A 13,797-nucleotide genomic window follows, 5' to 3' on the forward strand; every position below is an offset into this window, starting at 1 on the left:
CCCCAGGAAGGCGCGCGATGCTTATTTTTTGTGCAACTACGTACGGTAGACGCACTTTTTATGTGCAGCCAGAGTATGCAAACGTGGCAGTACGGGCAATGCTTCAGGACAATTGACAAAACACCGGCCGCTTCACCGGATAATTTGTTACAGGTGAGACTGAATTTCGCGCCAAGCGTATGTTTTATTATCGTTTTTAGCGGTTTTTGAAGAGATGCCTCCTCCCAGCAAATCCGACCTCGCAATGGCGTCCGCCCAGTTGTCGGACCGACTGGTACAGGTAGCTTTCACAAACACAAACAGAGTTCACCAATTGTCAGCAAAGACACAATATTGTGAACTCCTGGCACTTACCAGTTTCGGCCAGTCTCACACCGAGCCCGGCAATGGCTCACTATTGATGAATGGGGTTTCTCAAAGGACTTGAGAAACGGCAGTCACATACTCCCGGACGCAGTATCTCTCTTCGGGCAACTTCTACCGCAGCTGCCGGCTCTATCATCATTCCTCCAGGGGAGCTGTCAGCTCCTTCGACACACTCCCGTGAGCGGGGTCTCGTTTCCGGGACAGCTCCCTTGCATACCCACCAGTATTGGAAAATGTTTTAACTTCCGGAACCGAATTTACTGTGTCCTGAAGTGAGGTATCCAGGAGCATATACCACCCCGGTTTTGGGGGCGCGGGGGCGCGATCGCCAGCGGCGACCCCGCACCACGCGCTTTTCAATCACTCCATTTACCAATTCGGGAGAAGAATAAGAATGCAATCCATTCTGAAGGGGTCTCGTCTCGCCGCGCTCACTGCCGCCCTCACCCTGGGCGCAGCCTCAAGCGGCACTCTTGCGGTAACCGGCAGTAACGTCACAGATTTTTCCAATATGCCCCAGCGCATCATCGTTCAGTACAAGGACACAGCGCAGCGTGACTGGCCCGCCCGGGCCAAAGCCTATGGTGCACGGGCCAATACCAGCCTGGCCCATGTGCGCGGGCTTGCCCTGCGCGACCGGCAGGTTTACCAACTCGGCCAGCGTATGGCACCGGGGCAGCTGCAGAAGTTGATGGCAAAACTGGAAGCCGATCCCAACGTGGTGTCGGTTGAGGAAGATGCGCTGATGCAGCCACAGTTCGTGCCCAATGACACTTACTACGATCTTCAATGGCATTACTATGAGGCCACCGGCGGCATCAACCTGCCCGCCGCCTGGGACAAGCAGACCGGCACCGGTGCCACTGTCGCGGTGCTGGATACCGGCTATGTCTACCACTCGGACCTGGACGCCAATATCCTGCCGGGCTACGACTTTATCGACGATACCTTCGTCTCCAACGATGGCGACGGTCGCGACGCCGATCCCAGTGATCCCGGCGATGCGGTTAGCTTCAGCGAGTGCGGTTTCCTGAGCCCGCCGCAGGACCAGCCCAGCAGCTGGCACGGGACCCACGTGGCCGGAACCGTTGCCGCGGTTACAGACAATGGCAAGGGCGTTGCTGGTGTAGCCTTCGATTCGAAGGTAGTGCCGGTGCGGGTACTGGGCAAATGCGGCGGCTACCTGTCCGATATCGCCGACGGTATTGTCTGGGCTTCCGGCGGCAGTGTGTCCGGCGTACCGGTGAACAGCAACCCGGCGCAGGTAATCAATATGAGCCTGGGCGGCAGTGGCTCCTGTGACTCCACCTACCAGGCGGCTATCGATGTCGCGGTAGCCAATGGCACAACCGTTGTCGTGAGTGCCGGCAACAGCGATGCGGATGCCTCAGGTTATCGCCCGGCCAGCTGCGACAACGTCATTTCCGTAGCAGCTACCGAGCGCTTTGGTGCCCGGTCTTACTATTCCAACTACGGCTCCACTGTGGATGTAAGTGCCCCCGGAGGCGACCTGCAGTACGATTCCACCCACGGGGTGGCTTCCACCCTCAACGACGGCCAGACCAGCCCCGGTAACGAGACCTATGTTTATTACCAGGGCACCTCGATGGCAGCACCGCATGTTTCCGGTGCTGCGGCCCTGATGTATGCCACCGATAGCGGCCTCACCCCTTCCGAAGTGGAGAGCATCCTCAAGTCTACCGCGCGTCCCCTGCCCGGGGCCTGTAGCGGCGGCTGTGGTGCGGGGATTATTGATGCGAGCGCGGCGATCGACGCGGTCGGCGGCGGTGGCACCCCCACCAACCAGGCGCCGGTGGCCGGATTCAGCTTCAGTGCCAGCGACCTGTTCGTGACCTTTACCGATTCCAGCTCTGACAGCGACGGCACCATTGTCAGCTACAGCTGGGACTTTGGTGACGGAGGCTCGTCCTCAGACCAGAACCCCACCTACACCTACAGTGCTGCGGGTACCTACTCGGTCACCCTGACCGTCACCGACGATGATGGCGCCACCGGCAACAGCACCCAGGCTGTGACTGTCAGCGACGGCGGCACAGAGCCCACCAGCGACGGCTTCACCGCCACTGGCGTCAGCGTCGCCGCGGACGGATGGCAGTACTACACCATCGACGTGCCGGCCGGCGCCACCAGCCTGGATGTATCAACAACCGGTGGCAGCGGCAATGCCGACCTGTACCTGCGCTTCGGGGCCGAGCCGACCCGCAGGAACTACGACTGCCGTGACGCAGGTGGTGGCAACGACGAGACCTGCACCATCAGCAACCCGGCCGCGGGCACCTGGCATATCGGCCTGAATTCCCGCCGCGGTGCCAGTGGTATGCAACTGGATGCCTACTGGTTCAGCAACTGACAGGCCAGACTGGTAGTACATGAGACAACAAGGGGCGCAGGGCGCCCCTTTTTTATGGCTGCCTGCCGCTGTCCGGGAAAACGGGAGCACTGTAACAAGTCACTGCAAGGCAGTACTGCCAGGTTTCCAACCGGCGTTTGCAAACCATCAACCAGGTTGATCCAGGTCAATATCGAGGGATCCTGCATCGGCAATATATTGGTACCAGATTGTCGAGTGTGGCCTGCGAAACCCAGGACCGGCCGCCAACAAAGGGAGAGAAAAATGCTCAGCATCAAACGCACCGGGCCAAACCGGATCGATATCGAGTTCTCGGGCGACCTGAACGGCGCAGGAATGGAGAAAGCACTCGATGAATTCGTCGCGCTGTCCAGGGAGCTTGAAAACGGAAGGATGCTGTACCGGATCCGGGACTTTCATTTGCCAAGCTTCGGGGCCATGGTCATCAAGTTCTCACGCCTGCCGGAGTTACTCCGCGCAATGACACATTTTGAGCGTGCGGCAGTAATCACCGATGCCGACTGGATACAGACTGCCAGTGAGCTGGAGGGGAAGCTATTCCCGGGCCTGGATATCAAGGGGTTTGACCTGGATGAGGAAGACGAAGCGGAGGCCTGGTTGGCCGGCGGGTCATGCAGCCGGCATGAACAACCAAACCGGCCGGGTAGAATATCGAAAAAAGCGAATTTACAGCCTGGGTTCAACCAAAATCCTGCTTCTCCATCCACGGAATGATCCGCTCGAACGCCCGCTCTATCTGGTCGATGGAGGTGGCATAGCTGATGCGCAGGGCGTTGCGACAGGACTCGCCAAAAGTGTCACCGGCAATGGTACAGACACCGGTTTCCCGCAACAGCCGCAGGGCCACGTTATTGCCGTTAACCCCTTCCGGCAGCGCCGGGAACAGGTAGAAGGCCCCGTCCGGTACATACCCCTCCAGGAACGGGGTTTCCTCCACCAGCTGTACCAGCCGATCCCGGCGCGCCTTGTAGGTACTGATTATATCCTTGATAAAACCGCGGTCGCCGCGTAATGCGGCCACCCCGGCCCACTGGCACGGGGTGTTGGCCACCGTGGTGGTGAACATATGGTAACGGCGCAATTTGCGGATCGCGCCCTGGCTGGCAATCAACCAGCCGATACGCATACCCGCCATACTGAATGTCTTGGAGAAACTGCTGATGATCATCACGTGGTCGAGGTCGGAACAGCAGGACAGCACCCCGGCATAGTCGCGGTCGTAAACCAGGTGATCGTAAACCTCGTCACTGATCACGTAGATGCCCCGGTAGGCCGCTTCCTGCACGATGGTCTCCACCGTCTCCCGCGGGTAAACCGTGCCAGTGGGATTGCTGGGGGAGTTGAGCACAATCGCGTGGGTGTTGGTGTCGATCGCGTCAATCACCTCCTGCGGGTCCAGCTGGTGATTGTTCTCGGCGCGGGTGGGAATATGCCGGACTTCGCCGCCGTTCATGCGGATCAGCGGTGCATACAGCATAAACGCGGGGTCCGGCACGATAAATTCCCGCCCCGGCGCGGAAACTGCAGTCAGCGCCAGGTAGATGGCCTCGGTGGCGCCGGTGGTTACGAGGATATTCTCCGGCGTGATGGCCCTGCCGTAGCGCTCGCCATTGTACTCGGCCAGGGCCTCCAGCAGTTCCGGCAGGCCCGCATCCATGGTGTAACCGGTCTGCCCCGCCTCCAGCGCATCCACCGTGGCCTGGATCACATGGGGCGGCGCCGGCGCATCGGGCTGGCCAATGGACAGGTGGATTACGTCGTCCATGGTGGACGCCAGGTTCACCATCTTGCGGATTCCCGGCACCGGGATGGTCAGCAGTGCCGGGTTCCAGACCGGATCCTCGGATTCATAGAAATCGAAATCCAGCCGGCTCATACCTGCACTCCAGCTTCAGCACCTTCGTGGAACAATGCCGGGCGGCGGTCGGTCAGCGGCCGCGCCAGCTGGTAGGCCTGCGCGGCGCGCAGCACCGCGGCGTCTTCGAATCGCCGCCCCACCAGCTGCAAGCCAATCGGCAGGCCGTCGCCGGCAAAACCACAGGGTACCGAGATCGCCGGCTGGCCCGTCATATTGAAGGGATAGGTATAGGGCGTCCACGAAGGCCAGCGGGTGCTGGGCCAGTCCTCTGGCACCTCGCGCCCGGCCTTGAAGGCGGTGATCGGGAGGGTCGGGGTGAGCAGCAGGTCGTACTTGCGGTGGAAGGCCACCATGCGCTCGCACAATGCCATGCGCTCATTCACCGCCCCCAGGTAATCCAGCATTGAAAGCTGCGCCGCTTTTTCCGATACCGCCACCAGCTGCGGATCCATCTGCGCGCGCTGGCGCTTGCCCAGGTCGCGCAGGGCATTGGCGGCGCCACCGTAAAACAGGTGACCGAACGAGGCCAGGGGATCGTCAAAACCCGGGGCCACCTCCACCACCTGCGCGCCCAGTGACTGCAGTACATGGGCGGCCTCACGCACGCTTTCTTCCACTTCCTGGTCCACGCTCACATAACCCAGGGTGGCACTGAAGGCGATCTTGAGGCCCTTGAGCAATTCTTCCGGCTCGCCCTGTATCGACGCCAGGTAATCGATATTGCGGCGCGGGATGGCGTTGGTATCGCGGTCATCGGCCTCGCTCAGCACGTTCATCATCAGCGCGCAGTCGGCCACGGTCCAGGTCATGGGACCCGCGTGGGCGAGGGTCCCGAACGGGCTGGCGGGCCAGTGCGGCACCTCACCGAAGCTGGGTTTCAGGCCCACATGGCCACAGAAACCCGCGGGAATGCGAATCGAGCCGCCAGCATCGGTTCCCAGTGCCAGCGGCCCCATACCCAGTACCACCGCCGCCGAGCTGCCACCACTGGAGCCTCCGGCGGTCCTGTCGGTATGCCATGGGTTGCGGGTAACGCCGTCGATTGGGTTATCGGTTACACCTTTCCAGCCGAATTCCGGTGTAGTGGTCTTGCCCAGGGGCACGTAACCGTTGCGGTCCAGCGCGGCCACACAGGGGGCCTGCTTGTTGAGCGTGGATTCCGGGTTGACCGTTTTCGAGCCCTTCAGGGTGGGCCACATGGGTGTGAGGAATACGTCCTTGATTGCCACCGGTACACCGTCGAGCACCCCCCGGGTCGCCCCGGATTGGTATCGCTGCTCCGAGGCACGTGCGTATTCCAGCGTGGTCTCCGGGTCCACCAGGTTATAGGCGTTCACTGCGCTGTTGCAGCGCTCAATCTGCTCCAGCAGTGCACCGGTAACTTCCACGGGGGAAAATGACTTGTTCCGATACCCTTCCAGTAGTTGCAGGGCGGTCATACCGACGAATTCGTTCATCCGCGGATCCTCTCGCTTGTGCTTCTTCTGTATTGCCATCCAATCCTAGTACCAGTTGGCGCCAATTCGGGCGTCTTCTCGTGGACTATGGCGCCCCGATTTTCTCACTGGCATCAACTGGGACAGAGGTACTCAAACAAGATCCCTTCCGGGGCGGGGAAATCCTCATGCATCGACTGCCGGATGCGGCATGCCCTCTCTTGCTTCTCGCCGAATTTGTGATGCGTCTCACGATTTCCGTGTCGGCTTCAGGCTACAGACAGGATGAATGCGGTACCTTAGGCGCAGTAATCATCGCGAACGGGAAGCAATCGTGAACAAACTGATACGGATAACCTTCGCCAGCCTGCTGGCGCTGTGGCTCGGTGGCTGCGCCACTATGAGTGAAGAGGAATGCCTGGTAGCCGACTGGCACGGCATCGGGTTCGAGGACGGCGCCGCCGGCCAGCCTGTCGCCCAGCTGGGCCGGCGCCGCGAGGCCTGTGCGGAACACGGGGTGCAGCCGGATACCAGTGCCTATCGCGCCGGCCGCAACGAGGGCCTGGAGCATTACTGTACAGAAATGCGCGGGTTTCGCCTGGGCCGCGCCGGGGGCAACTACAACGGTGTGTGCCCCGCGGACCTGGAAGGGCTGTTCCTGCACGCCTATGAAGCCGGCAGGGAAATTTATGTGGCCCGCAGTGCGGTCAACAGCGTCGCCGGTGCCATCGGTGATCGCGCCGAGGAGCGCGAGCATATCCTCGACGATATCACCGGCATGAGCGCCCGCCTGATCAGTGACGAGGCTACCCGCGAGGAGCGCATCACCCTGCTGGCGGACATCGCCCGGCTGAAGGAACGCCATACCGAACTGGGTATAGAGATCGAGGACCTGGAACACGAACTGGCATTGCGCGAGGCGGAGTACCAGGAGGTCCAGCGCCGCTCGCCCTACCGGTAAACGCCCAACTGCCGGGGAAGCCTGCCGCAGTAACCCGTTACTTCAGCAGGCCATCCTCGGCCGCTCCCCGCAGGCGCTTTTCCATCTCCTCCCAGAGCGCCCTGCTGCCCAGGGCGATGCGGCTGTTCAAATCCATCACGCGCTCTTTCGATACCTGGTGCTTGCGCCAGGAGTGGCCGCCGCCATGCAGGTTGTGGAGCAGCGGCGGCACCCGGTCCACGGCGCGGGCAAAGCGGGCATCGGCGGTGGCGCCCTCCTCAAACTCCTCCCACAGGCGAAAGTATTCGTCCCCGCGCCCCTCCGGCAACAGGTCCAGCAGCCGGCGGACACCGGCTGCCTCACGGCTTTTCTGCTCGGCAGTTTCACTGGCATAAATGATCTTGTCACCGGCATCGATCTCACCCAGGTCATGAATCAGCAGCATGCGGATCACCCGGTCGATATCGATCGGATCGTCGGCATAATCCTTCAGCATCAGTGCAGACAGGCAGACGTGCCAGCTGTGCTCGGCAGAATTCTCGTAGCGCTCCAGGCCCACCGGGCGAGTCTTGCGCGTAACGCTTTTCAGTTTTTCGATCTCAACAATAAAGTCGAGGACACGTTCTATCGCATGCATCCAGTCAGCCTTTACCTGTCTGCGGGGTGGTTGACACCGTCATTGGTGGGTACTTCCTCCAGGTCCGCCGGGTTTACCCCGTCGAGGCAACCGACATTAAAACCATACTCTCCCGGGCTGGAACGCCGCTGGTGATGGGTGTAAATGCCACAACGGCCACAGAAATAATGCCTCGCCGTGTGGGTGTTGAACTGGTAGAGGCGCAGGTCCGCCTCACCCTTGCGGATGCGGATTGCGGCCAGGGGTACCGAAGCCATGATGGCCCCGCGGCGGCGGCACAGGGAGCAGTCGCAACGCCGCGGGTCCACGACCCCATCCGGTAACTGCAATTCCAGTTCAACCGCGCCGCAATGGCAGCGGGCAAGATGGACAGGGTTGATTGCTGTTCCACCAATAGACCTGATCATTTTCATGCCTGCTCCTCAGGCAATGGGCTCCGGTATGGCGACACCGAGTTTTTCCGCCCAGGGCCGGATATCCTCCATGATCGACGGGTAAAGTGATACCCCATCGCGCAGCTGCTCAGTCCGCGCGTGCCAGGCACGCTGGCCCGGCACCCGAACCTCCCCGCCCCCGTCACTGGGATTGTTTTCCCACAAGTGACACAGGGCTCGGGTCTGGCGCAAGAAGTCGGACTGCGGCCCGAAGGCACGCGGATCAATTATCTGCAGGAACACCGAGTTGGCCTCATCGTCACCACTGGCAGTCTCGTCGGCGCGGCCGTAACCACCCAGCCCCATGGACAGGACTTCCAGCATTGCGCTAAGGGCAGCACCTTTGTAACCGTGGTCGGCACCGCCCACCGGCAGGATGCTGCCACCATCCTGGAATGCCGCCGGGTCATCGGACAAGCGGCCTTCACTGTCTTTCAGGCAGGCCTGGGGCATCTTCCTGCCCTCGCGCGCGGCGCGGGCCACGTAACCGCCGGCCGTCACCGACATACTGATATCAAACAGGAGCGGGTACTCCCCGGCAGGTGCGGCAAACGCCAGCGGGTTGGCAGAAAACAGGGGCGCGCGCCCTCCCTGGGGCGAGACGGTATTCTCCGCCGGGGTGGAGCAGGTGAGAATAGCCACGCAACCCGCCTCGATCACCGGCGGCAGGTAGGCTGCCAGGCAGGCAATATGCTGGCTGCGGCGAATGGTCGCGGTCACCACGCCGTGTTCCTCGACCCGCTGCAGTGCGAGGCCGACGGCCTGTGAGAGCACCCAGGGACCCGGCAGGAAATTCGCATCCCAGTTGAAGCAGTTGCCACGATCAGACAGCTCCACCGGCTCCCCTTTCGCCCGGGATTCACCGCTCTGCAGCCAATCCAGGTTGTGCGGCACCCGGTTGAGGCCGTGGGTAGTGAATCCCAGCAGGTCTGCCTGCAGGAAGATATTGGCCATTACCGCGGCGCGTTCCTGCGCCAGTCCCGCTGCCTGGAACAGCCGGGTGGCGAATTCATGAAGTTCGGCGGCGGAGTAGCGGGTGTCCATGGAATGCTCCTGTTTCATTTATACGGGTTAATCAATGTAGTCGCCCCGACCGTCAGTGATCACTTACTTTCCCGCGCAGTGACTTCACCTGCCCGCGACGGGTCTTCTGCTTCAGGCGGCGCTCTTTCGACGCACGGGTCGGCCTGGTCGCCAGGCGCTTCTTGCGCCGTCGCGTCGCTTTCCCGACCAGCGCCGCCAGTCTCTCCAGCGCATCCGCGCGGTTTTTCTCCTGGGTACGGAAGCGCTGGGCCTTGATCACGATGACCCCATCAGCGGTGATGCGCTGGTCCTGCAGGTTCAGCAGGCGCTCCTTGACTTCTTCCGACAGCGAGGAGGCACGGATATCAAAGCGCAGGTGAATGGCACTGGCCACCTTGTTGACATTCTGCCCACCCGCGCCCTGCGAGCGCACAGCGTGCATGTCAATTTCCTCGAGCGGAATCGCGATTTTGCTAGAAACTTTTAACATGTCAGACTTGTTTCTTATAAGGCGCCTTAATAAATAGTTTTATTGTCTATGCTGAGAGCGGCGGGCGCAAAATTTAACCTTTCAATGTGTCGGCAACGTAAGGTGGTATCCGCACTATGACCGAAAACAAACCCCGGACCCAGGGGCATTATGACCCGCCGGTATTCTACACTGCCACCGCCGTGCTACTGCTCCTTGTCGCCTATGCGGTTTTCTTCCCGGATAATGCGACCTCCCTGTTCAAGGATGTCCAGGCATGGATCGTCACCAACATGAGCTGGTATTACGTCATGGTGGTAGCGATCATCCTGGTCAGTGTGATCGTAATCGGCCTCTCCAAGCTCGGGGAAATCAAGCTGGGACCGGAACATATCGAGCCCGATTACGGGTTTGGCTCCTGGTTCGCGATGCTCTTCTCCGCCGGTATGGGTATCGGCCTCCTGTTCTTCGGCGTTGCCGAACCGGTCATGCACTACCTGAACCCCCCGGTGGGAGGCACCGGTACGGTTGAGGCAGCTCGCGAAGCCATGGTGCTGACCTTTTTCCACTGGGGTTTCCACGCCTGGGCCATCTACGCCATCGTGGCCATGATCCTGGCGTATTTCAGCTATCGCCATAACCTGCCGCTCACGCTGCGCTCCGCTCTCTACCCGATGATCGGTGAACGCATCCATGGCCCGATCGGCCACGCGGTGGATGTTTTTGCCATTGTCGGCACGGTCTGTGGTGTGGCCACAACACTTGGCTACGGCGTCCTGCAGATCAATTCCGGCCTGAATCACCTCTTCGGCATACCGGTGGGCAGCGGCGTCCAGGTCATTCTTATCATTGTGACCACCATCCTGGCCACCATATCGGTGGTAATGGGCCTGGATGCGGGCATCAAGCGCCTGTCGCAGCTGAACATGACCCTGGCCGGCATCCTGTTGGTGATGGTGCTGCTGCTGGGCAGCACCGTCTACCTGCTCCAGGCCTTTGTGCAGAACTTCGGCAGCTACCTGTCGGTGATCGTGAGCAAGACCTTCAACCTCTACGCCTACAACCCCACCGACTGGCTCGGCGGCTGGACTATTCTCTACTGGGGCTGGTGGATGTCCTGGTCCCCCTTTGTGGGTCTGTTTATTGCGCGGATTTCCCGTGGTCGCACGATCCGTGAGTTTGTCGTGGGAGCGATGCTGGTGCCCGCCGCGGTAACCCTCCTGTGGATGACTTTTTTCGGCAACTCGGCGATCCACATGATCCTGGACGAGGGGCTTACCCAGCTGGGCGAAGTGGTTGCAAAGGACCAGTCGGTGGCACTGTTCCAGTTCCTGGAGCAGTTCCCTTTTTCCGGCGTGTTCTCCTTTGTGGCCGTGATCATGGTCGTGGTGTTTTTCGTTACATCCGCTGATTCCGGCGCGCTGGTGGTGAATATGCTCTCCTCCCATGGGCGTGACGATACCCCGGTATGGCAACGGATTTTCTGGTGTTTCCTGATCGGCGCAGTGGCGGTCGCCTTGCTGCTCGCCGGTGGCCTGGGTTCACTGCAGACAGCAGTAATCGCCAGTGCACTGCCGTTCTCGGTAATCCTGATGGTGGCCATTTACGGGCTCGTTGCCGGTCTGCGCACCGATACAGTCAAGCGCATTACCCAGTCGGCACCGGTCTCCCCGATCAGTGCACGCAACCCCGTGGTATGGCAGCGTCGCCTGAAAAATGCCTTGCAGCTGCCATCGCTGGAGGAAGTGCGCGAGTTTATCCGGGAAACCGGCAAGCCTGCCCTGCACGAATTCGCGGAAGAGATGAAGAAAAATGGTTACGAGGCCACGGTTACCGAGGGCGAGAACGAGTGGGTGCAGATTGAGGTTCACCAGGGTGAAGAAACCAGCTTCGTTTACGGGCTGCACCCCAAGGCCACACTCAAGCCCGATGCCACCAACGCGGACAAGGTGCTGGACGATACCCTGGATGACGGCTCCCCGGACACCTATTTCCGTGCCGAGGTCCACCTCTACGAAGGCGGCCAGGACTACGATGTCATGGGCTGGACCAGGGATCAGCTGCTGACTGACATGGTGTCGCAATACGAGCGCCACCTGCAGTTCCTGCATACCCTGCGCTAGCGGGAGCCACGGGGCGTGACGGAGCGTCCCCGGACTATGCTGGAAAGATGATGTCCGGCCCCCGGCCCGGGGGCTGGCAGACAGTTTCACATCCGGTTGACGTTTATGAAGCTCCGCACCACCGATGAGGGCAAGGCCCGCTTCGATCCCCCGGTGTTCTATACCTCTACCGGCATACTGCTGTTGCTGGTGGCCTACGCGGTCTTTTTCCCCGATGATGCAACCGAACGCTTCAAGGCCATGCAGGTCGCCATTGTCGACTACATGGGCTGGTACTACGTCCTGATTGTCGCCATCCTGCTGATCACCGTGGTAGTACTGGGCGTCTCCCGCCTCGGGGATATCAAGCTGGGGCCCGAACACGCCAAGCCGGAATACGGGTTCACCTCCTGGCTGGCAATGCTTTTTTCCGCCGGTATCGGCATCGGCCTGCTGTTCTTCGGGGTGGCCGAACCAGTGATGCACTACCTAAACCCACCGGATGCCGACACCGGCACTGTCGAGGCGGCGCGGCAGGCACTGGTGCTCAGTATTTTCCACTGGGGCCTGCACGTCTGGGCAATTTTTGCCGGCGTGGCACTGATCCTTGGCTACTTCAGCTATCGCCATAACCTGCCCCTGACACTCCGCTCGGCCCTCTACCCCATGATCGGCGAGCGTATCCACGGGCCCATTGGCCACGCCGTCGATATATTTGCGATTGTCAGTACTGTCTGCGGTGTGGCCACTACCCTGGGCTTCGGCGTGCTGCAGATGAACTCCGGCCTCAACCACCTGTTCGGTGTGCCGGTCGGGGAAGGTGTGCAGGTCATCCTGATCGTGGTGACCACCGCGCTGGCGACGATCTCCGTGGTGGTGGGACTGGATGCCGGTATCAAGCGCCTCTCGCAGCTGAATATGGGCCTGGCCGCTATCCTGATGGTCACCGTGCTGGTCCTGGGCAGCACCGTCTACCTGCTGCAGGCATTCGTCCAGAATGTCGGCAGCTACCTATCAGTGCTGGTCAACCGCACCTTCAATCTCTACGCCTATGCTCCCACCGACTGGATCGGTGGCTGGACCATCTTCTACTGGGGCTGGTGTATGTCCTGGTCGCCCTTTGTGGGGCTGTTTATTGCCCGTATATCGCGCGGGCGCACCATTCGCGAGTTCGCCATCGGCACCCTGCTGATGCCCACCCTGATTACCATCATCTGGCTCACGGTATTCGGCAATTCAGCCATTCGCATGATCCGGGATGAAGGGCTGCAGTCGCTGGCCGACACGATCCAGAAAGACCAGTCACTGGCACTGTTCCAGTTCCTCGAGCAGTTCCCCATGTCCGGTTTCCTGTCGATGCTGGCCATCATCCTGGTGGTGATCTTTTTCGTCACCTCGGCCGATTCCGGCGCCCTGGTAATGAATATGCTCTCATCCCACGGCCGCGACGACACCCCGGTATGGCAGCGGATCTTCTGGGCCGGCATTATCGGTGTGGTCGCCATTGCCCTGCTGCTGGCAGGCGGCCTCGCCTCATTGCAGACTGCGGCCATCACCAGCGCCCTGCCCTTCTCGCTGATATTGCTGGTGGCCCTTTATGGGTTGATCAAGGCTCTGCGCACCGATACCGCCAAACGCGACGCCCAGAGCGCACCGGTTGCCCCGGTCAGCGCCCGGAACCCGGTGTCATGGGAGCGTCGCCTGAAAAACCTGGTGCAGCTCCCCTCCCTGCGCGAGGTGCACGAATATATCGCCGAGGTAGGCCGCCCGGCTCTGCAGGACTTTGCCACGCAGATGGAGAAAAACGGTTTCTCCGCGCAGGTCTCGGAACTCGACAACGCGGTCGTGCAGCTGGAGGTGATGCAGGGGGAGGAGCTGGACTTCCTCTATAGTATCCACCCCAAGGCGCACCTGAAGCCCAATGCCGGCAACCCGGACGCGGAGCTAGACGACAGTCACGACGACGGTTCCCCCGACAAGTACTTCCGGGCCGAGGTCCACCTGCGTGAGGGCGGCCAGGATTACGACGTGATGGGCTGGACCCGCGACCAGCTGCTGACCGATGTGCTGTCCCAGTACGAGCGCCACCTGCAGTTCCTGCACACCCTGCGCTGACAGGCGTCCCCTGCTCGTGCAGAAT

11 protein-coding genes are annotated in these 13,797 nt (G+C 60.9%); 5 read left to right on the forward strand and 6 right to left on the reverse strand.

The features are described 5' to 3' along the window. Positions 1 to 760: 760 nt before the first annotated feature. The gene (locus tag ACH6CX_RS10490; protein ID WP_305080409.1) at positions 761 to 2,737 is read left to right on the forward strand and encodes a S8 family serine peptidase; all 1,977 of its coding nucleotides are present in this window, start codon (positions 761 to 763) and stop codon (positions 2,735 to 2,737) included. A 264-nt stretch (positions 2,738 to 3,001) separates the two neighbouring features. Continuing rightward, positions 3,002 to 3,472, forward strand: coding sequence for an STAS/SEC14 domain-containing protein (locus ACH6CX_RS10495; protein WP_237064052.1), 471 nt, complete (start codon positions 3,002 to 3,004; stop codon positions 3,470 to 3,472). On the opposite strand, the gene ACH6CX_RS10500 is transcribed toward ACH6CX_RS10495, so the two are convergent. Together ACH6CX_RS10500 and ACH6CX_RS10505 are read right to left on the reverse strand one after the other, a co-directional pair. Next, positions 3,438 to 4,634, reverse strand: a complete 1,197-nt coding sequence (locus ACH6CX_RS10500; protein WP_233006042.1) for a pyridoxal phosphate-dependent aminotransferase — start codon at positions 4,632 to 4,634, stop codon at positions 3,438 to 3,440. The two genes, ACH6CX_RS10495 and ACH6CX_RS10500, sit on opposite strands and share 35 nt — an antisense overlap. Then, a complete protein-coding gene (locus tag ACH6CX_RS10505) occupies positions 4,631 to 6,073 on the reverse strand; it encodes an amidase (RefSeq protein ID WP_233006043.1) in 1,443 nt (480 codons plus the stop codon). Before ACH6CX_RS10505 ends, ACH6CX_RS10500 begins: the two co-directional genes overlap by 4 nt. A gap of 313 nt (positions 6,074 to 6,386) precedes the next feature. Here ACH6CX_RS10505 and ACH6CX_RS10510 point away from each other — a divergent pair, with 313 nt between their 5' ends. Further along, positions 6,387 to 7,013 carry a DUF2799 domain-containing protein gene (locus ACH6CX_RS10510; RefSeq protein ID WP_233006044.1) on the forward strand — a complete coding sequence of 209 codons (627 nt, stop codon included), beginning with the start codon at positions 6,387 to 6,389 and terminating at the stop codon, positions 7,011 to 7,013. 37 nt (positions 7,014 to 7,050) lie between these two features. On the opposite strand, the gene ACH6CX_RS10515 is transcribed toward ACH6CX_RS10510, so the two are convergent. Genes ACH6CX_RS10515 through arfB form a run of 4 tightly spaced genes read right to left on the reverse strand, consistent with a single transcriptional unit; the run spans position 7,051 to position 9,576 of the window. Next, positions 7,051 to 7,629: an HD family hydrolase gene (locus ACH6CX_RS10515; RefSeq protein ID WP_233006045.1), complete on the reverse strand. Its 579-nt coding sequence runs from the start codon at positions 7,627 to 7,629 to the stop codon at positions 7,051 to 7,053. Between the two features lie 11 nt (positions 7,630 to 7,640). Then, a complete protein-coding gene (locus ACH6CX_RS10520; protein WP_237064054.1) occupies positions 7,641 to 8,042 on the reverse strand; it encodes a GFA family protein in 402 nt (133 codons plus the stop codon). A gap of 9 nt (positions 8,043 to 8,051) precedes the next feature. Further along, complete coding sequence (locus tag ACH6CX_RS10525) at positions 8,052 to 9,107, reverse strand: Ldh family oxidoreductase (protein ID WP_233006047.1); 1,056 nt, start codon at positions 9,105 to 9,107, stop codon at positions 8,052 to 8,054. A 52-nt stretch (positions 9,108 to 9,159) separates the two neighbouring features. Next, on the reverse strand, positions 9,160 to 9,576 hold the full coding sequence (gene arfB, locus ACH6CX_RS10530) for an alternative ribosome rescue aminoacyl-tRNA hydrolase ArfB (protein WP_237064055.1): 417 nt from the start codon (positions 9,574 to 9,576) through the stop codon (positions 9,160 to 9,162). Positions 9,577 to 9,692: 116 nt separating this feature from the next. On the opposite strand from arfB, the gene ACH6CX_RS10535 reads away from it, so the two are divergent. Continuing rightward, positions 9,693 to 11,678: a choline BCCT transporter BetT gene (locus tag ACH6CX_RS10535; RefSeq protein WP_233006049.1), complete on the forward strand. Its 1,986-nt coding sequence runs from the start codon at positions 9,693 to 9,695 to the stop codon at positions 11,676 to 11,678. A 105-nt stretch (positions 11,679 to 11,783) separates the two neighbouring features. Then, complete coding sequence (locus ACH6CX_RS10540; protein WP_233006050.1) at positions 11,784 to 13,772, forward strand: choline BCCT transporter BetT; 1,989 nt, start codon at positions 11,784 to 11,786, stop codon at positions 13,770 to 13,772. Positions 13,773 to 13,797 lie beyond the last annotated feature (25 nt).

Source organism: Microbulbifer sp. JSM ZJ756, from assembly GCF_044383805.1.
GTDB lineage: Bacteria > Pseudomonadota > Gammaproteobacteria > Pseudomonadales > Cellvibrionaceae > Microbulbifer > Microbulbifer zhoushanensis.

Excerpts from the sequence above, each read along its gene's own strand:
- arfB (WP_237064055.1), bottom strand. The coding sequence starts at position 9,576 with ATGTTAAAAGTTTCTAGCAAAATCGCGATTCCGCTCGAGGAAATTGAC.
- ACH6CX_RS10525 (WP_233006047.1), bottom strand. The coding sequence starts at position 9,107 with ATGGACACCCGCTACTCCGCCGCCGAACTTCATGAATTCGCCACCCGG.
- ACH6CX_RS10535 (WP_233006049.1), top strand. The coding sequence starts at position 9,693 with ATGACCGAAAACAAACCCCGGACCCAGGGGCATTATGACCCGCCGGTA.
- ACH6CX_RS10495 (WP_237064052.1), top strand. The coding sequence starts at position 3,002 with ATGCTCAGCATCAAACGCACCGGGCCAAACCGGATCGATATCGAGTTC.
- ACH6CX_RS10540 (WP_233006050.1), top strand. The coding sequence starts at position 11,784 with ATGAAGCTCCGCACCACCGATGAGGGCAAGGCCCGCTTCGATCCCCCG.
- ACH6CX_RS10520 (WP_237064054.1), bottom strand. The coding sequence starts at position 8,042 with ATGAAAATGATCAGGTCTATTGGTGGAACAGCAATCAACCCTGTCCAT.
- ACH6CX_RS10515 (WP_233006045.1), bottom strand. The coding sequence starts at position 7,629 with ATGCATGCGATAGAACGTGTCCTCGACTTTATTGTTGAGATCGAAAAA.
- ACH6CX_RS10500 (WP_233006042.1), bottom strand. The coding sequence starts at position 4,634 with ATGAGCCGGCTGGATTTCGATTTCTATGAATCCGAGGATCCGGTCTGG.
- ACH6CX_RS10490 (WP_305080409.1), top strand. The coding sequence starts at position 761 with ATGCAATCCATTCTGAAGGGGTCTCGTCTCGCCGCGCTCACTGCCGCC.
- ACH6CX_RS10505 (WP_233006043.1), bottom strand. The coding sequence starts at position 6,073 with ATGAACGAATTCGTCGGTATGACCGCCCTGCAACTACTGGAAGGGTAT.